Raw genomic sequence first — 19,226 nt, 5'->3', positions numbered from 1 at the left:
TGCTCAACGCTGAATACTCAATGCTTTATGATCAGTACCCTTCGCTCTATGGACTAAGTTCACTAAAACCTGCAAGAATTCAGTTTAAGCAACAGGTTATCGATTACCAGCCGCGGGTTGACGTTCGCCGCTACCAGATGCCTGGCCTCTTCGACCGCCCTGACGGCCGCGGCCAGTTCCAGGCTCGTCAAGCGGGCGCTCTGGCGCCGGATCTCGTCCAGGTCCTGGACGTTAACGATTGCCTCTTCGCTGGCCGTCTCCTTCCACAACAAAACGTCCCGCAGCCAGTGCAGCAGAAACTCCAACCTTTTGTCGGCCGTTTCCCGGCCCCCGAACTCTTCGGCGATTTCCAGGAGCCTGGTTACCTTAAGTTTGCCTATCTCCCCCGCCCACCTAACCATAGCCCTGTGAGGCTCGGCGTCCTCGCCGTTCCCCGCGGCCAGTTCGAGCGCCCGTCCCAGGCTTCCCCCGGCGCGCGCGGCCAGGACGGCGGCGCGCGGCCCGTCAACCCCCGCTCGCTCCAGGCCCTTTCGGATTTCCGCCCGGTCGAGCGGGCGGCAGGGCAAAGGCAGGCAGCGGGAACGGACGGTTGCCGGGATCGCTTCCAGGCGGTCGGCGGTGAGGATGAACACCACCTGGCCGCCGGGTTCCTCAAGGATTTTGAGCAGGGCGTTGGCCGCCTCCAGGGTCAGCCTCTCCGCCCTCTCCAGGGACACCACATGGCGCCGGCCGTACGGTTTATAGCGCAGGGCCTGCTGCAGGCCGCGGGCGTCGGCAATGCCGAGGGTCTGGCCTTCGGTGCCGGGGACGTGCCAGTCCGGGTGGCTGCCGGCGGCGGCCAGGCGGCAGGCGCGGCATCTTCCGCAGGCGCCCTCGGGTTCAGGGCTCTCGCAGAGCAGGGCGCGCACGAAGGCCCGGGCCAGCGTCCTCTTGCCCACCCCCGGCATCCCCCAGAAAAGGTAGGCCTGGGCCACCCGCCCGCCGGACAGGGAGGCCTGCAGCAAGCGCTTGACGACTCTCTGCCCCAGCACGTCCGAAAACCTCAAGGCCGCAAACCCTCCACCCTGGCCAGGATCGCGGCCGCGAGTTCCGCGGGGTCGGCCGCCGCGTCCAGGACCTGGTAGGCTTCCGGGCACCGCGCCGCCAGTTCCAGGTAGCCCTGCCGGACACGGCGGTAGAAAGCTTTTTGCTGCAGTTCCATCCGGTCCCGCGCCCCGATCATGCGCCTTGCGGCCAGTTCCACGTCGAGGTCGAGAACAACCGTAAGATCCGGGTAGACCCCTCCCGTCGCCAGGTCGTTGACCCGGCGCAGGAACTCAAGGTCCAGTCCCCGGCCGAACCCCTGGTAAGCGAGGGTGGAATCGGCGTAACGGTCGCACAGGACATAGTATCCCTTCTGCAGGGCCGGGACGACGACCTCGCGGACGCACTGGGCCCGCGCGGCGGCGTACAGGAAAGCCTCGGCCTGCTCGACCATCTCGGTGTAAGCGGGGTCGAGCAAAAGCCCCCGGATGGCTTCTCCCAGCCGGGTTCCGCCGGGCTCGCGGGTGATCAGCACGGGGCAACCCCTCTCCTGCAGCGCCTTGCCGAGGAGCCCGAGCTGGGTCGACTTCCCCGTCCCGTCGATCCCCTCAAAAACAATGAATATGCCCTTCAAATTATCCCCCATCAACGACCTTGATGGTCGAAAGCGTTCCTTCGTCTCCCGGGAAAGGCCTTTTCAGCTTTTGCAACTCTAGCATGTATTCTACCATTTCCGGGGTTACCTCTTCACCTTGAATCAGTAGGGGAATTCCCGGCGGGCTGACGCAGAGCGTCTCGGCCGCCACCTCGCCGACGGCATTCTCAACTCGGACCGTTTTCCACGGCGCCGCCCAGGCCTCCCGGGGCGTCATCCGGCGCGGCGGAAGCGGGGGGCGGACGTCACAGGCTATCCCCTTCCACTTCCTCCCCGCAAGTTTACGGACGGCCCGCAACAGGGCGCGCACCTCCGGCAGCCCCGTGCCCGGCCCCACCACGGCCAGGACGCCGGCCGCCGTGGCCAACTCGACGTTGACGCGGTACCGGCGCTCGAGGACGGACGACAGCAAATACCCGTCCATGCCTCGCGCCCGCAGCGAGAAAAAGACCTTCAACGGGTCGGAGCCGCCCGGGGGCGATTCCCGGACCTCCACCCCCGGTATGGCGCGCAAGCCGTCCCGCAACCGCGCGGCCACCCCGACCGCCCTTCGGACCAGTGATGCTCCCCGGACAGCCAGCTCGCGGCGGGCTAGGTCGAGGGACATCAGCAAAAGGTAGGACGGGCTGGAGGTCTGCAGGAGCCTGACGGCCCGGGCCAGCCTTTCCCCGTCAACCAATCCGTCCCGGACGTGGAGCATCGAGGCCTGCGTCAGGGCCCCGCCCATCTTGTGCAGGCTCATCGCGCAGGTGTCGGCCCCCTGTTCCAGCGACGGGCGGGGCAGGCCGGGGTGAAAAGGGAGCAGCGCCCCGTGCGCCTCGTCCACGAGCAGTGGAAGCCCGCGGGAATGGACAAGGTCGACAACGCCTTTGGTCAGGCCGGAACGGCCGCAATACGCGGGATGAACGAGGAACACCGCCCGCAGGTCCTGATGCCGTTCAAGGCAGGCGGCGATCGTTTCCTCGCCGGGCGGGACGGGGAGCCCCCACTCGTCGAACCCGGCGGGGAGATAGACGGGATCGGCGCCCGTCAGCACCAATCCCGCCACCGCCGACCTGTGGACGTGGCGCGGCAGTAAGACCTTGTCGCCCGCCCTCAGGCAGGCCATAAACATCGCCTGGATGCCCGCCGTGCTACCGTTAACCAGGAAAAAGGTGCGGTCGGCGCCGTACAGTTCGGCCGCCAGTTCCTGCGCCCGCGCGATCGGCCCCGTCGGGCAGGACAGGTCGTCCAGCCCCGGCAGCTCGGTCAAATCCAGCGACAGCAAGCAGCCGCCTTCCCGCCGCAGCGCGCGGGACGCGCCGCGGCCCCCCGCGTGCGCCGGCACGTGAAAGCCGGCGTACCGCCGCCGCCGGTGCCCGACCAGCGCTTCGTAAATAGGCGCGCGGGATTGGTCCATGTCAACCCCCCGACCACTTTAAGCATTGAGCATCGGACATTGAGAATCAGGATATCAATACCAAATAATTTAGGAACCGGCAATGCCGATTCCTCTGCGACACCTACTGCTAAATACTTAAAACTATTAGGCGACCGGCCGATTCCCTACAATGAAACTGGTATTTTCCATACGGGAATGCCTTCGAGTCCTACAGTTACTGCTTACATCCTAAGAGAGACCTAAAGGTCTCCCTTTTTAATGCACAGGTTCTTGGACCACATCCTCGGCTTCGCCGCTTTTGCGGGCAGTCCTTGCCGCCCTGTCGCGCTCGATCAAGATGGCCACGTCGGGACAGACGGTAGCGCAGATCCCGCACGAGATACAAGCGTCGGTCGGTTCCACCGACGGCGTGCCGTATATACCGAGGACCTTGGACCAGTTCAAGCACTGTTTCGGACATTTCTGGATACAGAGCCCGCACCCCTTGCACAAGCTGGGGAAGACGGTGAAGGATCCTTTGGGGATTTTATGCGTTATGGGTTCAAAGCCTGCCAAATCCGCTTAACCTCCTTGCAAGACCTGCCCGACAAGCTCCATCCCGCGCTCCATGGCCCGGTGATTCAGCTCTCTAAGCTGTGGATCCTTTTCAAACTTGTACCCCAGCCTCTTCTCAATGGCATGCTTGGCGCTGTCGATCTCAACGACCTTGGTGGCCCCGATGACCGCGCCCATGATTAGAATATTAAAGACCCGAGGATGCAATTCTTTCTTGGCTATTTCGACTCCCGGGATGGCCAGGATTTTCTTAGCCTGCTTGGGAAGGATATCCTCGGACGGCTCGGCCAGGGTGTCGTAGACGAAAATACTCTCGGGGCCCACGTACCGGACGGTACGCCCCACGGCCCGCTGGCTGAGGGCGACAACGATATCGCCTGTTTCAAACTTCGGCGAGCCGATCGGCTTATCGTCAATCTGCAGAAACGCCACGCTGACCCCGCCGCGCTGCTCGACGCCAAAATTGGGAATGTACAGTGCTTCCTTGCCTGATTCATAAGCTGCCTCCGCCAGGATTTCGGCTACGGCCTGCACGCCCTGGCCTCCCTCGCCGGCGATCACGATTCTAACTGGTTTGGCCATCTTCATCCCCTTCGGCAACAGGTATCTTGATCTCGCCAATGTTAAAGAACTTCGGCATTTTTTCCTCGAGGAAGGCCCAGGTTTCCCGGGCATTCGTCCGCCAGTTGGTGGGACAGGAGGAAAGGACTTCGATAAACGAAAAACCCCTGCCCTCCATCTGGTTTTGCAGAGCACGGACCATCATTTTCTGAAGCTGCCGAACTTTGCCGACGGTACCCCTGGCCACATAGGCCCCCTCCGGCGTTACAGCGGCGACCATCTCCGGGCCCTGGAAAGGCGGGCCGGTAAGCACCGGGTCGCGGCCGTAAGGCGTGGTCTCGGTCTTCTGCCCGGGGAGGGTTGTCGGCGCCATCTGGCCGCCGGTCATTCCGTACTGCGCGTTGTTGACTAGAATTACGGTGATATTCTCGTTCCGGGCGGCCGCGTTGACGAGGTGCTGGGAGCCGATGGCGTAGCCCCCGCCGTCCCCCATATAGGCCACGCAGATCAGCTCGGGCCTGGCCCGCTTAACGCCCGTTATCACCGGCGTCGTCCGCCCGTGATGGGTCTGAACGGTATCGACGTTGAAGAAATCCCAAGCCAAGAGGCTGCAACCGATATCGCAGCCGAAGATGACCCGGTCCTGGATGCCCAGCTGATCTATAGCCTGCCCTAGGGCCCGCAGGGCTATGCCGTGGCCGCATCCCGGGCAGAACTTGTGCGGCTTGCTCTCTCTGCGCCAGCTTTTCGGCATGGTAGGCTGCAACATTGCCATAGCTTTCTCTCCCCTCCGACCGGACCCGGCAAAAAACACCGGCTCCAGGTTATATATGGTTCGGAATTCCCCGACAGGAATCCCCCTGACCTCGAGACTCCAAACTTTACACCTGTCGAAGACGCCGACGCGTCTTGACTACGCGAGGATTTCGCGCGCCCGGACGGCGACCTCCTCCGGGGTGATGCCCACCCCGGGCTTGAAGTGCGTCAGCATCTCGACGGGGTGCTCGTAAAGAGCATCCCGCAGGAGCCGCGCCAACTGGCCGTACGCCGACTCGACGACCAGGAACTTCTTCGCCCGCCCCGCCAGCTCCTGGAGAGCCTTGACCGGCAGGGGCCGCAGGGTGATGGGGCGGAAATAACCCACGTTCAACCCCTCGGAGCGCAGCCGTCTGACAGCCTGCCTGACGGCCCGGGCCACCACCCCGTGGGCGATGACGGCCAGGTCGGGCGACTCCGTGTCTCTTTCCTCCCATTCCGCGATTTCAGGCGTCATGCGGTCGAAGTCCCGGATATGCTGCATCACGACCTCGTAAAGCTCTTCCTCGACGTTGTAGGTGTTGCGGTAGTGAGCCGGCGGCCGGTCCTCGCCCGGGATCCCCGGCTTGCCCAGGAAAGGCTCGGGGGCTACAAACTCCATGCCGCGCGCCGCGGGGTCATACATCGTAAGGGGTTCTCTCATCTTCCCCTGGTAGCCGTCGGCGAGGACAAACGTCGGGAACCGGTAGCGCCAGGCGGTATTGAAGGCCTTGACAGTGTAGTCGAAAAGCTCTTGGTGCGTGGCGGTCGAATACACCACCCGCAGCCCTTCGCCGTTGCCTCCCAGCGTGGTGAGCGTGACCTCCTGCTGGGAGTAGATAACCGTGCCCGTCGAAGGGCCCCCGCGCTGCATAATGACGGCAACGAGGGGCAAGCGCATGGCCTCGGCCATGGAAATCGGCTCTTGCATCAAAACGTTGCCCGGTCCCGCCGTGGCCGTGAAGGCCCTCAGTCCCGCCATCACCCCGCCGATCGCCGTGAAGCCGGCCGAGAGTTCGTCCTCGGTCTGTAGAAAGCGTTTGCCGTACTTAGGCGCCAGGCGGGTCCAGTAATGCATGACTTCGTTCTGAGGCGTAATCGGATAGCCGTACATGATCTCGGCCCTAGCCGCCAGGGCGGCCCAGGCGACTACCTCGTTGCCTGTCATAAACACTCGCTTTTCCCCGGTGATGGGGGTGTCCTTAGCCACTCTCTACACCTCCTAAAAGAGAGGTCAGAGGCCAGAGGTCTGAGGTCTGAAGCCGGAAGGGATATTCTTCGACCTCTGCTCTCTCCTCACCTTACCTAAATCTATAAAGACAGAGTTTTCTTATGGTTTTCTCCGGGTCCCTCCCAACCATCTGGCCTCTAACCTCTTAATTCTGGAATTTCTGGAATTCGTTATAAGCGGATTCCTTCTAGTCCAGCCTCTGACTTCCGGCCTCTGACTTCTGATTTATTAGCCCTGGCGAAATCCTGAAGGGATTTCTTCGAGTCCGACCTCTGACTTCCGGCCTCTGACTTCTTTTTTTACCAGAAGCTGCGGGGCATGAAGCGCCGCAACGCGCGGACGGGAATCTCCCGGCCGTCGCGCGGCCCGATTTGCTTGGCGATGGGCTCGACGGCCGTTGTGGCGACAACAGGAATGCCTAAAATCCGCGCCGCCTCGCTGACAATCCGTGCACCTTCCTGGACGACTTCCATCGTAGTTTCCTCGGCCAAATGGGTATTGTTGATCAATCCGTCGATGCGACCCATCGCCCTCACGTGGTCGACGATGTCCTCCACCGTGGCAGTCATCGGGCGGCTGGCGTTGATAACGGCCAGAACTCGAAAAGAGGACTCCTGCCCAACCCCCTCGACGAGGTTCAGCGTCTTGGAGCCCTCAACTCCATAACCCACATCGAAGATAATGTCCCCGGGACGGCGCAACGCCCACCTGGCCGCCGGCTTGAGCGGCGTGCCCGTTTCCCCCAGGCCGGTGGTCTCCCGCGTCGACCAGGCGATCACCCTGACCCCCAGCCGCTCCAGTTCATCCTGGATCGGCCGCAAGGTATAGCAGGGCTCCACGATATCGAGATCGACCAGGGTAACCTGCCTGCCTTGGCCAGCCAACTCTATGGCCCTGTTGACCGCTACCTCGCTCTTGCCGCTGGCGTATTCGCCAACGTAAGCTTCAACGATGCGGTCCGGAATGTTCAGCCACTCCTCCTGAGGGAATTTGTCCCTTATAGTACTTCAATTCGACGGCTTCCGTCAATAATCCTGGCGGTTGTATTCTGGATACCAGGTTTACATCAGTATACCGAAAACTAAACCAAATTCCCAAGAATAATCGACTAACGCTTTATCGTTACAGGTTTTTCAGTCATAACCTTCCCCGCCGGGGCCGTCCTAACACACAATGGACGAAGAACATCCAGTTTCCAACATCCGATATCCCGCCTAATACTCATAGGGCTGGCTCCGACGGCACACTCAACCTTGCCCATTTGCTGAATGCTGCGGCTGGCTAGCCGCTTAGCGCCGCCTCAATCATCGCGTAGACCTGCTCGTCTTCGAAGCCCTCCTGCCGGCAGGCGCCGCCCGGGCAGGCCGCGGCGCACGTGCCGCAGCCCCGGCAGGTCGCCTCGTTGACGACGGCCACCTTTTGGCCGGCGGCGATTTCCCGGGCCTTGTAAGGGCAGACCTCCACGCATATCCCGCACCCGCTGCACCGTTCCGGATCGACCCTGACCACGTTGCCCTGGCCTTGTAAACGCTCCCTCGACAGCAGGGTGACGGCGCGCATGGCCGCGGCCTGGGCCTGGGCCAGGGACTCGCCGAGCATCTTCGGCGCATGGGCCAGGCCGCAGAGGTAAACGCCGTCGCTGGCGAAATCCACCGGGCGCAGCTTAACGTGCGCCTCGGCAAAGAAACCGTCGGCGTTCAGCGGGAGCCTGAAAAGCCGGGCCAGCGCCTGGCTGTCCCGGCGCGGCACGATGGCCGTGCCCAGGGCCAGGATATCAGCGTCGAGGACGAGCCTCTCCCCGAGCACCGGGTCGGTTACGCGGACGAAGAGGTTATCCCGGCCGGCCTCCACGACCGGCGGGTCGTCGGGCTCGTAGCGGACAAAGACCACGCCCCTTTCCCTGGCCGCCCGGTAAAACTGTTCCTGGAAGCCGTAGGTGCGCATGTCGCGGTAAAGGACGTAGACTTCGGTCTTCGGGGAGAGCTCCTTGATGCGCAGGGCGTTCTTCACCGTCTGGCCGCAGCACACCCTGCTGCAGTAAGGGCGTTCCGCGGTGCGCGAGCCCACGCACTGGATCATGACGACGCTTCTGACACCGGGAGACACCCCGATTTCCAGGCGCCTTTCCAGCTCGCTCTGCGTCAGGACGTCGGGATGCTGCCCGTACAGGTACTCCTGCGGACGGTATTCCTCCGCGCCCGTGGCGATGACCGCCGCCCCGTGGTCGATCTCCCACTCGGCGTCACCGCACTTTAGCGTGCTGCGGAAATTGCCGACGTAGCCTTTGACCGCCGCGACCTCCGTCCCGGTGCACACCTCCACCAGCGGATGATATTCGAGCCGCGCGATCAGTTCATCCAGAAAACCATAGATCTCAGCCCCGTCCAGCGTCCGGCCCAGCCGTCTGGCATTGCCGCCGAGCAAGGCCTCCTTTTCGACCAGGGTCACCGGAAAACCCTGGTCGGCGATCGTCAGGGCAGCCGTCATCCCGGCCAGGCCGCCCCCGACCACCAGGGCGCGCTTCACGACGGGAATGTCCGTGACGGCCTGGGGCTTGAGCAGCCGGGCTTTGGCCACGCCCATCGCCACGAGGTCCGCGGCCTTCCGGGTGGCCTCCTGCAGGAAAAGCTGGTGCACCCAGGAAACGTGCTCGCGGATGTTGACGTGTTCGTACAGGTAGGGGTTCAAGCCGGCCTCGCGCAGGCTGTCCTGGAAAAGCGGGGCGTGCGTCCGGGGCGTGCAGGAGGCGACGACCACCCTGTTGAGCCCGTACTCTTCAATCCGCGCGGCGATGTGCTGGATGCTGTCCTGCGCGCAGGCGAACAAGCACTCTTCGGCCAGGACCACGCCATCCAGGCGGCGGGCCCGCTCCACCACCGCGGGAACGTCAACCACGCCGCCGATGTTGACGCCGCAACGGCAAACAAAAACCCCTATCCTGGGGGGCTCGCCGCTGACGTCGCGTTCCGGAGGGTACTGTTTGCTTGCGGCCCGTGTACCCCTGACGGGGGCAAGGACGCGGGCCGCGTTGGCCGCCGCCGCGCCGGCGTCAATGACCGTTTCCGGGATGTCCCGGGGACCACAGACGGCCCCGCCGGCAAAGACGCCCGCGCGCGAGGTCAGGCCGGGGTAGAGTTCCCAGGAACGGACAAATCCGTAACGGTTCAGATCCACGCCCATGGCCGAGGCCAGCCGCGCCGTTCCTTCGGCCGGGACCATTCCCAGGGCCAAGACGACCAGGTCGAAGTCCTCCTCCCGGAAGCGCCCGTCGGCGTCCCTGTAACGCAGGCGCAGGTTTTTGCTCTCCTGCATCTCCTTGACGGACGAAACCATGCTCCGCACGTAGCGGACGCCCCGCGCCAGCGCGCGCGCGTGATAGCGTTCAAAATCTTTCCCGTGGGCCCTCACGTCGATGCAAAAAACGGTGATTTCCGCCCCGGGCACGTGTTCCAAAGCGACAAGGGCCTGCTTGGCAGTATACATGCAACACACGGCGGAGCAGTATTCCAAGCCGCCCGACACGTCGCGGGAACCCACGCACTGGATGAAGGCGATGCGGTGCGGCGCCCTCCCGTCCAAAGGGCGCTGGAGATGGCCGCCGAAAGGCCCCGAGGCGCTCAACATGCGTTCGAATTGCAGAGAGGTGACGACGTTGGGATAGAGCCCGAAACCGTACTCCCCTCTTTTTTCGGGATCAAACAGGTCATATCCGGCACTGATAATGATTGCCCCTACTCTAAACCGGACATCTTGATCCCACATCAACGGGTCAATAGCCCCGGCAAGACAGGCCTCCTGGCACTCCACGCATTCGGGACATTTTTCCATGTCGATGACAAAAGCATTCGGGAAGGCCTGGGCATAGGGGCGATAGATGGCCTTGTGCAAGCTCAACCCTTCGTTGAAGGCATCCTTTACCGAAATCGGACAGACCTCTTCACAGTCTCCGCAGCCCTTGCACTTGTCAATGTCTACGTACCGGGCGTGCAAGCGCACCCGTACCGTGAAGTCCCCTATGTCTCCCGTCACCTCGCGGACCTCGGCGCAAGGCATGATCGTAATATTCGGGTGGCGGCTGCACTCCACCAGCCGGGGGGCCAGCGTGCACATCGAACAGTCGTTGGTGGGAAAAGTCTTGTCGAGCTGGGCCATCCGCCCTCCGATCGCCGGCTGACGCTCAACCAGGTAGACCCGGAACCCGGCGTTAGCCAGGTCGAGGGCCGCCTGAATGCCGCCGACCCCGGCGCCGACCACCAGTACCGCACCCACAAGCCCTTTCGATCGATCGTCCCGGGTCACGGCCCCAACCTCCTCCGTAACGGTCGTTTAGAGTAGGACTTAAGACTTAAGACTTCGGCCTTAGGGAGCTGAACTTGGTGTTACAAGCGTCAGTACCGGAATATTAGGTATTGGATATCGGACCTGAGATCTTAAGAACCTGGAAATGAACCTGGGTCTTCAAGTTCCTACATCTTACGTCTTAAGTCTTACGTCTTACATCTTATGTCTTATGTCCTACGTCCTTAAATCAGTCCAAGTTTAACTAATAGAGGCACCGGATCTACGAGATGTTTGCTCAGCCAGTTCTTGGTTTCGGGGAGACCGAAAGCCAGCCCCATCAGCTCGGTGAAATAAAAGGTGGGCCGGTCGTTGTCCCTGGGCCGCTGTGTCTCAAAGTTCGTCTGGCAAAGGGGGCAGGCCGTCACCAGGGCCTCGGCTCCCGCCTCCCCCGCCATATCCAGTAGGCGCCCGACGAGTCCCCGGGCCACGTCGGGGTTGGTGATGGCGTGGCTGGCCCCGCAGCAGTCCGTTTTGTACGACCACGGCCTGACCTCGGCCCCCAGGCAGGACATCAGGTCGTCAAGCCAGCGGGGGTCTTCCGGCCTGCCCATGCCGGTCACCTTGGCCGGCCGCACCAGGAGGCAGCCGTAATAGCAGGCCACCTTCAAGCCGCCGAGCGGCTGCCTGACCCGGCCGGCGACCCGGTCCAACCCGATTTGCTCGGTAATCAGCTCCAACAAGGACCACACCTCGACGAGGCGGCCGAGGGGAAGGCCCAGGACTTCCTCCGTCGCCCTGCGCTTTTCCTTGTCGCGGCGCAGGGTGTGCTGCGCCAGGCGCAGGCGGCTGTAGCAGGCCGCGCACGGCGTAACGACGGCGCGGCCCTCGTCCCGGGCCAGGGCAAGGTTGCGGGCCGGCAGGGCGAGGGCCAGCGCGGAGTTCAAGCTGTGCACCGAGGTGGCGCCGCAGCAGTTCCAATCTTTGATTTCCCTAAGTTCAACCTCCAGAGCCTCGCAGACCGCCCGCGAAGACGCGCTGTATTCCCTCGCCGTAGACTCCAGCGAACAGCCAGGATAGAAGGAAACCTTCACAACAGATGACACCTCTTTAAGACCGGTTAAGGCCTTGTGCAGTAGGTTTCAATAAGTCGTGACAAGGCATTAAGCCTAATGCTTAAAGCCATTTAGGCGGGTTTGCACTGGGCGGTGCGTTCGAAGATCCGGTTCAAGGCCTCCCGGTCTTTAACCCGGCTGGAAAACAACGACATCTTGCCCTTTCTGAACAGGCTGAAGCCCAGCGGCAAATCGGCCAGCAACTCACGGGTCCTCAACTTGTACTTCGCCAGCACCAGGGCCTCGTTCACACGCCCGCGGTGGGCGATCTCGTTAAGAAAAAGCCTGTGAAACAAGGCCGCGTGTTCATCATTGCCGATTCCCGCCGCAACGGCCATTTCTTTAAGGCAGTCCATTACAGCCGACAGGTCGATGCCGTTGGGGCACCGGGCCCCGCAGGCCTGGCACGACGAGCACAGCCAGATCGCCGAACTGCCCAGGACCTTGTCGCGGAGGCCGAACTGGACCATCCTCAGGATCTGGTTGGGCGCGTAATCGGCGTAATCGGCCAGGAGACAGCCGGACGCGCACTTCTGGCACTGGAAACAGCGTTCCAGGGCCTGGCCGCTCCGCTGCCTCACCTCGTCAAGAAACCGGTGGTCCCGCTCAAGCGGCAGCCGGTTGGACACCACCACCATATCCGCCTACCTCCCTGACAGTGATTTCAGATTATTCTGACTTTCAGCCCGACCAAAAAACCGCTGTCCACATCCGGTCCTTGTCATGGTGGAAACCAGCGGCTTAGCGCTGCTAAGGTTGTTGGCGTGCGTCAGGCAAGAAGTTTGACGGTTTTCGTAGCGTATGGGCCGGTCAAAAATTGCTCTTCATACTCATAGTAAGCCGGGGGCAAACGGCGTTCCATTAAACGGCGGTAAACGGTAGAAATATCGTTGCTAGCGGTCTGCTTGTGATGTGAAACGTATCCCAAATCAGTAGTCAGTCATCGGTCTTTAGACTCGTAGGAATTCACGTTCGGGAATTCCTACGAAAACATAAGAAGAGAACCCAGTCAAATACTGGATTCTCTTCTGTCAGTCCCACTCTCTGTGACTCTGGTTCGGCCCACTGTCTAGCTGCTACCTGCCGGAAAACACAGTGCCTGCCAACGCCGATACTTCCCGACGACCGCTGCCTGACGACTGCTTACTGACCTAGCAGCAACTTGGCGAGGATGAGCAGTACCACCCCCGGGATCTGGAGAAAGCCCGCCGTTAAAACGGTCAACGGGTTGATGGCGATGTGAAAATCGAACACCGACCCCCCGATATTGATCAAAGCCAGCAGAACGGCCCCCACGACGACATAGCCGAACAGGCGACAGAGGTACTTAAAAGGGGTTACGAAGAACGAGCCGATCAGGTATAATCCCGCCAACCCCAACAGACTGAGCAGAATGACCTTCCATTCCACCCGCATCACCTCCCAGGTTGTCCTACTGCCAAATATATGAAACCCGGGAGGGATTATACCTCTCTTCTGCCCTCGATGGCCCTGCTTAAAGTCCGGCTGTCGGCATACTCGAGATCGGCGCCCACCGGCAGGCCGTAAGCCAGCCTGGTCACCCTGACCCCCAGAGGGCGCAGGAGTTTGCTCAGGTACAGGGCCGTCGTCTCGCCTTCCAGGTTGGCGTTGGTCGCCACGATGACCTCGCTGACCTTCCCGGACTTAACGCGGGCGAGCAGCATGTCGACGGTGAGGTCGCCGGGCCCCACCCCGTCCATGGGCGAAAGGCTGCCGTGGAGGACGTGGTAAAGACCCCTGAAACCGTGGGCCTTCTCCAGGGCCACCACGTCCTTGGGGTGTTCGACCACGCAGATCAGCCCGGCGTCGCGTCCCTGGTCCCGGCAAAGATGGCAGGGGTCGCTATCGGTCAGGTTGGCGCAGACCGAACAGCGGGAAATACCCCGGCGGGCCTCGATAATGGCTTTGGCAAGGCTGCCGGCCACCTCGGGCGGGGCCCCGATGAGGTAAAAGGCCAGCCTTTGCGCCGTCTTCGGACCGATGCCGGGAAGCTTGCCCAGTTCCTCGATCAGCCGGGCGACAGGACGCGCGTAGTACATGTCTTTCTCCTAGTTTCGTTTGCAACTCAAAATCTTTTAACGCACTTAGTAGACACTGGCTTAAGACGCTGGACGTAAGACTTAGGACTCGGGACTTAGGACGAAACAACCAGAGAGTTAACGGATTCGCCCCTAGTCAATTGTAAACGCGACCGTATACCCTACGTCTCTTATGTCTAGTTTTATCTTCATACTGGAGATAACTCTTTGTCTTTAAGACGCTATAAGGTCAGACCTGTATCCAATCTGACTCCCCAGTCGGCTACCGAGCTTCCCGTCCTACGTCTTACGTCCTATGTCTTACGTCTTACGTTTAACGCGCAGCGTTAGAACAGCCCCGGCACCGACAGTCCGCCGGTAAGCTTGCTCATTTCTTGAGCCGCCATGTCGCGGGACTGGCGCAGGGCTTCGTTGACGGCCGCCAGGACGAGGTCCTGGAGCATCTCGACGTCATCCGGGTCGACGGCCTCCGGGCTGATGGTTATCGAGACGATCTCCTGCTTGCCGTTGGCCGCGACCTTGACCGCGCCGCCGCCGGCGGCGGCCTCCACCGTGCGCTGGCCCAGTTCCTCCTGCATCCTCGCCATGTCGGCCTGCAGCTTTTGCACCTGTTTCATCATTTTGCCCATATCCAAGGTTATCCGACCTCCTTCATTAAGCTTCCCCGGTTGTGTCGTCCATGACACACTGGACCTGCCATCGCCCCGGGGAAAACTGCGACAGCAGCTCCTCAATGACCTTCCTGTTCTCGGGTTTGGCGATGTTGGCCATGGCGAAGCTGTCTTTAAAGCGTATGACCATACGGCCCGGTTTAATACGGACGCTGGACGCCTTACTCAAAAACGCCGCGGCTGCCGGGCGGCTTTCTTTCAGTCCCTGGCACACCTTCAGCCACAAATCGCGGTCGGGGCCGGCGCTTTGCCGGGCCGGGCTCTCGCCGGCACCTTCGGCGGGGTGCCCGGCTTGGGCCGCGGCACTCCCCGGCAGGGGCTCGCGGACGAAACGCACCACCGCCAGTTCCAGCGGCAGGATCTGGCGGGTGGCAAACCGCATTTCCTGTTCGGCCTGGGCAAAAAGGCTCAGCAAACGGACCATTCCATCCTCCGCCAAGGCAACCTTTCCCGGCCGGCCGTCAAGGACGTCCAGGAGACCGCCCCGCAGGTAGTCCGTAAACTCGCGGGCGAAAATCCTCAGGTCCTTGCCGCTGGCCTCCACCTCGTGCAGGCCCCGGATCGCGCCCCCGGCGTCCCCGCAGGCGAGCTGGTCCACCAGACGCTTAAAAAAGTCCTCGTTAACCGTCCCCAGGATGTCATGGGCGTCGTCAAGGCGCGCCACCCCGTCTCCCAGCGCGGCCACCTGGTCCAGCAGGCCGAGGGCGTCGCGGAGGCTGCCGTCGGCCACCCTGGCGATCAGCTCCAGGACGCCCGGCTCAACCTTGATGCCGGCGCCCCGGGCGACCTCCGCCAGGCGCTCGACGATGTCTTGCGCCCCGATCCGCCGGAAATCAAAGCGCTGGCAGCGCGAGCTGATGGTCAGAGGCACCTTGTGCGGTTCGGTGGTGGCCAGGATAAAGACGACGTGTTCCGGCGGCTCCTCCAGCGTCTTGAGCAGGGCGTTGAAGGCCTCGTGCGTCAGCATGTGGACCTCGTCCACGATGTAAACCTTGAAAGGGGAGGCGGCGGGCCGAAACTTGACCTTTTCGCGCAGGTCGCGGATTTCGTCGACGCCGCGGTTGCTGGCGGCGTCGATCTCGAGAAAATCAACCGCCGAACCCTCGTTGATCCCTACGCAGGACGGGCATTTATTGCAGGGGTTGCCGTCCTCGCGGCTACGGCAGTTGACGGCCTTGGCCAAGATCTTGGCGGTCGACGTCTTGCCCGTCCCGCGCGGGCCGCAGAAAAGGTAGGCATGGGCCTGCCTGCCCATGCGCACGGCGTTGGACAAGGTGCGGGTTACGTGTTCCTGCCCAACGATTCCTTCAAAGGTCTGCGGACGCCACGTGCGGTAGAGGGCGCGGTAGCTCAATAATCTGCCACCTCTTCGTTGTTTGGCGCTCGGCGGCCCCGGCGGGCCGGCTGATGATTACGTAAAAAGGGTAGCACATCCTTCCAGAGCAGGTCAATAAAGAGGTCAGAGGTCGGAAGTCAGAAGTCGGACTCGAAGAAATCCCTCCGGGATTTCACCGAGGGTTAATAAATCAGAGGTCAGAGACCGGAAACGGGAAGTCGCTTACATCCGGCTTCCTGATGCGCGAAAGTAAAATTTTTGTGAAATTTGCGGTTTTATGAGCAAAGATGAAAATCTTGCAGTCGGCTTCATTGTCGTGCAGAAGTAAAATTATCCTTAATCAAAGCTCTTTTGATCGCACACGCTATTAGTAATAAATCGAGGAGGCGAGGAAGTTGCACAAGCGGCAGTCGAACAATGTCAAACTAGGCTTTTGGGGGTTTCCGAGCGCCGGATTCTGGCTCACCCACGCCGTGCTCATTCCTCTGACCGGATGGCTGGGCTACAGCATCATCAGGAAGAAGAAACATTTTTGATTATAATCTCTGTGAAGACACGGGCTAACTCCGGGTCGTAAGCCGTTCCGGCCAGCCTGGCGATCTCCGCGCAGGCCTGCTCCGGGGTTTTCACTTCTCCGTAGGGCCTTTCCGTGGTCATGGCGTCGTAGCTGTCGGCGATACGAATAATCCGCGCGGCTACCGGTATATCGTCGCCGGCAAGGCCGTCCGGGTAGCCGCTGCCGTCGTAGTTCTCGTGGTGGTGGAGAATCGCGGGAGCCAAGCTGTGGATGAAGGGAATCGGTTTCACGATTTCGGCGCCCCAGACGGGGTGCTGCCTGAGGACGGCCATTTCGTCGGCCGCCAGGGCGCCCTTCTTATTCAGCAGGGCGCGGGATATTTCCACCTTACCGATGTCGTGCAGGTAAGCCGCGTAGGAAAGCTCCAGCAGGTCGTTACCCGACAGTCCTACCGCCGCGCCGAGGCTGAGACAGTATTCCACGACCCGCTCCGAGTGGCCGTAAGTATAACTGTCCTTAACGTTGATGACCTGGATCAGGGTGCGGATCGAGTTCAGCTGCTCCCGCTCTTCCTTGCCGAGCTGGCAATAAAGCGGGTGGAGGACGGAGGAATAAACCTCCACCTTATTCTTGCTGCCGAACTTGGCCTTATAGAGGGCGTGGTCGGCCAATACCAGCAGTTCTTTGGCGCTGGGGGCGTGCTCCGGGAAGGCGGCGATGCCGAATGACATGGTCACCGCTCCGGACGGCTGCCTCTCCCGTCCCTCGAAGGGGTAGACTTCTATCCTTTGACGAATATTTTCCACGATGCCGCGGGTCTCTTCGGCCGTGCGCCCCGGCAGGATGATCGCGAACTCCTCTCCCCCGTAGCGGGCCACCACCCCCCGGTTGCCTATCTCCTCGACCATCAGCGACCCGATGGTCGCCAGGATCCTGTCCCCGTGCAGATGGCCGTAGCTATCGTTATAATGTTTAAAGTTATCGATGTCGCCGATAACCATGGCCAGGCTGTGATTCCGCTGCTCGGCCAGGGCGAACCGCTTTTCCAGTTCTTCGTGGAAAGCCCGGTGGTTCAGCAACCCGGTCAGGTCGTCCCTGTTGGCCAGGGCCGCCACCTGCTGCGAATACCGGGTCTCGACGTCGATAATCCCGCCAAGAACCCAGCCGATGGTAAGGGTTATAATCGCTAAGAACAGATCTGCACTGTTGAGGTGGTCATAACAAATAAATCCAAGAAAAGAAAGCGCAAGTAAGGCCGTCACAGTACCTATCCTACGCCCCTTAAGAGTGGCAGCGATAAGAACCGGCACAAGGATAATAACACGAGAGTTATGTGGATCAATAATTAAAATAATCAAAGATAAAAGGATAGGTAAGCCCAAATACAAAAGATCCAAAGCCTTTATGGTACCCGTTACACGCAATTGAATGTTTTCATTATCTAGAAAATATAACGTAACTGCTACTGCCAAAAAACAAAAAAGGGTGAGTAGAACAAGTTTTGCATTAATAGTTACGTCAAAAACCATTTCTTGCAAATTACTGAACGATATATGGAACCCAAGAATTAAAGCGAGAATCAGGACAACAAAACTGATGGCTTGAACAGCAACGATATAAAAACGTAGATTCTTGTTTCGTTCCGCCTCTATTTTCCGCAAGTCTTACCCCACCATATCATTTTACGTTAAAGGAGGTGGGAAGATCCCACCTCCTTCAGTTTAGTACTTTGCAAGCTGTTCCGGTATCTCAGGATCGTAGTATGTCCAAATACAGGCCGAAGCTGCGGTAACGTTGGCTAAAAGAACTAATGCCGCGGTCAGTGCGGTAAGAAAAAGGTATTTGATACGATTCACGATTTCACCTCCCTAAAAATCATTATCCACTGACGCCAAAGGCTTGGGACAGCCGGTCAAACAGGGCCATCACCCGCCATCCGAGTTGGGTAAGAATTAAACCTCCCCACGCTAAAGCACAGGAAACAGCTGCTACCATTGAAAGATACTCTTGGGAATAACCAAGCATGATGAGCTGTGCAGCTACCGCAACCCCGATGAACAACACAGCAATCAATTTCAGCCGCCGCCTGTGGCGCCGGGTCCTGATGGGCTTATTCGGGTTGTCCACCGGCGCCAGCCACAACACCATTCCGAGAACGATCACCCCGATGACTAGAAGAGACTCCACTGACACAAGCCGTGATCCCCATACCGCACTGACTTTCCCCAGCAGCGGGATAATGACCGCGCCGGCGATATTGCAGCTCACAGGGTTGGCGCAGTGCGCCCCTCCGGCCGTTGACCGCATCAAGAACAAGACCAAAACAACGGCCAGCGTTTCGGGGACGCATCCGAGAAGCGCCGCGACTGCCAGGATGGAGGCCAACCCGAGAACCCCCAGCAGGGCTACCTCCGCACCGTAAGAAACCACTTCAGCCGTTCCAGGATCAAGCTTCAGGTTTTCTTGCAGGTATTTCCCGGCACGGCTGGCATACCTAGAACGCACTGCCCGGTCTCCCTTGCGTAATATCTAGCTTGCCCAACACCTTGTTAATCCCAAGGGCTGTAAGGAATAACAAGATGATATGCGGCCAACCGAGGAAAATCCAAACAACAGAGTTTTTAAAACTAGGGTCATGAAGAGGCAATCCTAAAACCCCAACATAGAAGAAATGCGTTAAAAATTCATAAAGAATGACCAAAGCTATCCCGAAAAATGTCGAGTATAATCCTTTTAGAACAGAAACTTTTCCGCATTTGACCATATAGAACACCCAAAAAAGACTAAGCACGACTGTATGCACACCAAATGGAATGGGAAGCAAACGTAAAACATAGGCTAGTAACGCTTGCACTAGGGCGATTAGAGTAATGATTTTCCAGCGCAATTGAATACGCGCTATAGCAAAAATAAGAATAGTGAATGCAACTGTTTCAGGTAGCCCTTGTAGGAAAAACGTCAATAGGCTTAATTGCATGTCCTATGCCTCCTACCCTAATCCGACCAATTACTGCATCCCGATACACAACTTGGCAGCTAATTCGACCA

20 protein-coding genes are annotated in these 19,226 nt (G+C 60.2%); 1 reads left to right on the top strand and 19 read right to left on the bottom strand.

The genetic code is table 11. The annotated features are described in order from the left end of the window. Window positions 1-62 precede the first annotated feature (62 nt). The 15 genes from ACPV0M_RS10875 to dnaX form a co-directional block, all read right to left on the bottom strand. Entirely contained in the window at window positions 63-1,046 is a 984-nt protein-coding gene (locus tag ACPV0M_RS10875) for an ATP-binding protein (protein WP_425620649.1), read from the bottom strand. Further along, window positions 1,043-1,657 carry a dTMP kinase gene (gene tmk, locus ACPV0M_RS10870; protein ID WP_425620648.1) on the bottom strand — a complete coding sequence of 205 codons (615 nt, stop codon included), beginning with the start codon at window positions 1,655-1,657 and terminating at the stop codon, window positions 1,043-1,045. The genes ACPV0M_RS10875 and tmk overlap by 4 nt, the downstream gene beginning before the upstream one ends. Window position 1,658: 1 nt before the next feature. Then, window positions 1,659-3,077, bottom strand: coding sequence for an aminotransferase class I/II-fold pyridoxal phosphate-dependent enzyme (locus ACPV0M_RS10865; RefSeq protein ID WP_425620647.1), 1,419 nt, complete (start codon window positions 3,075-3,077; stop codon window positions 1,659-1,661). A gap of 237 nt (window positions 3,078-3,314) precedes the next feature. Then, window positions 3,315-3,614 (bottom strand): 4Fe-4S binding protein, encoded by a 300-nt coding sequence (locus tag ACPV0M_RS10860; protein ID WP_425620646.1) that lies wholly within the window; start codon window positions 3,612-3,614, stop codon window positions 3,315-3,317. A gap of 6 nt (window positions 3,615-3,620) precedes the next feature. Beyond that, the gene (locus ACPV0M_RS10855) at window positions 3,621-4,196 is read right to left on the bottom strand and encodes a 2-oxoacid:acceptor oxidoreductase family protein (protein ID WP_425620645.1); all 576 of its coding nucleotides are present in this window, start codon (window positions 4,194-4,196) and stop codon (window positions 3,621-3,623) included. After that, a complete protein-coding gene (locus tag ACPV0M_RS10850; RefSeq protein WP_425622201.1) occupies window positions 4,180-4,944 on the bottom strand; it encodes a thiamine pyrophosphate-dependent enzyme in 765 nt (254 codons plus the stop codon). Before ACPV0M_RS10850 ends, ACPV0M_RS10855 begins: the two co-directional genes overlap by 17 nt. Window positions 4,945-5,088: 144 nt before the next feature. Next, window positions 5,089-6,138, bottom strand: a complete 1,050-nt coding sequence (locus ACPV0M_RS10845) for a transketolase C-terminal domain-containing protein (protein ID WP_425622200.1) — start codon at window positions 6,136-6,138, stop codon at window positions 5,089-5,091. 362 nt (window positions 6,139-6,500) lie between these two features. Then, window positions 6,501-7,166 carry a hypothetical protein gene (locus ACPV0M_RS10840; protein ID WP_425622199.1) on the bottom strand — a complete coding sequence of 222 codons (666 nt, stop codon included), beginning with the start codon at window positions 7,164-7,166 and terminating at the stop codon, window positions 6,501-6,503. Window positions 7,167-7,482: 316 nt separating this feature from the next. After that, the gene (locus ACPV0M_RS10835) at window positions 7,483-10,500 is read right to left on the bottom strand and encodes an FAD-dependent oxidoreductase (RefSeq protein WP_425620644.1); all 3,018 of its coding nucleotides are present in this window, start codon (window positions 10,498-10,500) and stop codon (window positions 7,483-7,485) included. A gap of 224 nt (window positions 10,501-10,724) precedes the next feature. After that, window positions 10,725-11,573: a CoB--CoM heterodisulfide reductase iron-sulfur subunit B family protein gene (locus ACPV0M_RS10830; protein WP_425620643.1), complete on the bottom strand. Its 849-nt coding sequence runs from the start codon at window positions 11,571-11,573 to the stop codon at window positions 10,725-10,727. A gap of 92 nt (window positions 11,574-11,665) precedes the next feature. Beyond that, a complete protein-coding gene (locus tag ACPV0M_RS10825; RefSeq protein ID WP_425620642.1) occupies window positions 11,666-12,232 on the bottom strand; it encodes a 4Fe-4S dicluster domain-containing protein in 567 nt (188 codons plus the stop codon). Between the two features lie 505 nt (window positions 12,233-12,737). Next, complete coding sequence (locus ACPV0M_RS10820) at window positions 12,738-13,010, bottom strand: pro-sigmaK processing inhibitor BofA family protein (RefSeq protein WP_425620641.1); 273 nt, start codon at window positions 13,008-13,010, stop codon at window positions 12,738-12,740. Window positions 13,011-13,057: 47 nt separating this feature from the next. Next, entirely contained in the window at window positions 13,058-13,654 is a 597-nt protein-coding gene (gene recR, locus ACPV0M_RS10815; protein ID WP_425620640.1) for a recombination mediator RecR, read from the bottom strand. A 326-nt stretch (window positions 13,655-13,980) separates the two neighbouring features. Further along, window positions 13,981-14,283, bottom strand: a complete 303-nt coding sequence (locus ACPV0M_RS10810) for a YbaB/EbfC family nucleoid-associated protein (protein WP_425622198.1) — start codon at window positions 14,281-14,283, stop codon at window positions 13,981-13,983. 25 nt (window positions 14,284-14,308) lie between these two features. Beyond that, window positions 14,309-15,679 carry a DNA polymerase III subunit gamma/tau gene (dnaX, locus tag ACPV0M_RS10805; protein WP_425620639.1) on the bottom strand — a complete coding sequence of 457 codons (1,371 nt, stop codon included), beginning with the start codon at window positions 15,677-15,679 and terminating at the stop codon, window positions 14,309-14,311. A 377-nt stretch (window positions 15,680-16,056) separates the two neighbouring features. Between dnaX and ACPV0M_RS10800 the strand changes: the two genes are divergently transcribed. After that, window positions 16,057-16,197, top strand: a complete 141-nt coding sequence (locus ACPV0M_RS10800) for a hypothetical protein (RefSeq protein WP_425620638.1) — start codon at window positions 16,057-16,059, stop codon at window positions 16,195-16,197. Here ACPV0M_RS10800 and ACPV0M_RS10795 read toward each other — a convergent pair. From ACPV0M_RS10795 to ACPV0M_RS10780, 4 genes are all read right to left on the bottom strand, one after another. Then, window positions 16,175-17,440, bottom strand: coding sequence for a diguanylate cyclase (locus ACPV0M_RS10795; protein WP_425620637.1), 1,266 nt, complete (start codon window positions 17,438-17,440; stop codon window positions 16,175-16,177). The genes ACPV0M_RS10800 and ACPV0M_RS10795 overlap by 23 nt on opposite strands. A gap of 459 nt (window positions 17,441-17,899) precedes the next feature. Next, window positions 17,900-18,034: a cyclic lactone autoinducer peptide gene (locus tag ACPV0M_RS10790; RefSeq protein ID WP_425620636.1), complete on the bottom strand. Its 135-nt coding sequence runs from the start codon at window positions 18,032-18,034 to the stop codon at window positions 17,900-17,902. A 22-nt stretch (window positions 18,035-18,056) separates the two neighbouring features. After that, complete coding sequence (locus ACPV0M_RS10785; RefSeq protein WP_425620635.1) at window positions 18,057-18,683, bottom strand: accessory gene regulator ArgB-like protein; 627 nt, start codon at window positions 18,681-18,683, stop codon at window positions 18,057-18,059. Next, window positions 18,673-19,155: a hypothetical protein gene (locus ACPV0M_RS10780; protein WP_425620634.1), complete on the bottom strand. Its 483-nt coding sequence runs from the start codon at window positions 19,153-19,155 to the stop codon at window positions 18,673-18,675. Before ACPV0M_RS10780 ends, ACPV0M_RS10785 begins: the two co-directional genes overlap by 11 nt. Window positions 19,156-19,226 lie beyond the last annotated feature (71 nt).

It is taken from the genome of Desulfosceptrum tomskiensis, from assembly GCF_049818055.1.
Lineage (GTDB): Bacteria > Bacillota > Desulfotomaculia > Desulfotomaculales > JASEER01 > JBFLVT01.
This window is presented reverse-complemented; position numbering and strand designations above follow the sequence as displayed.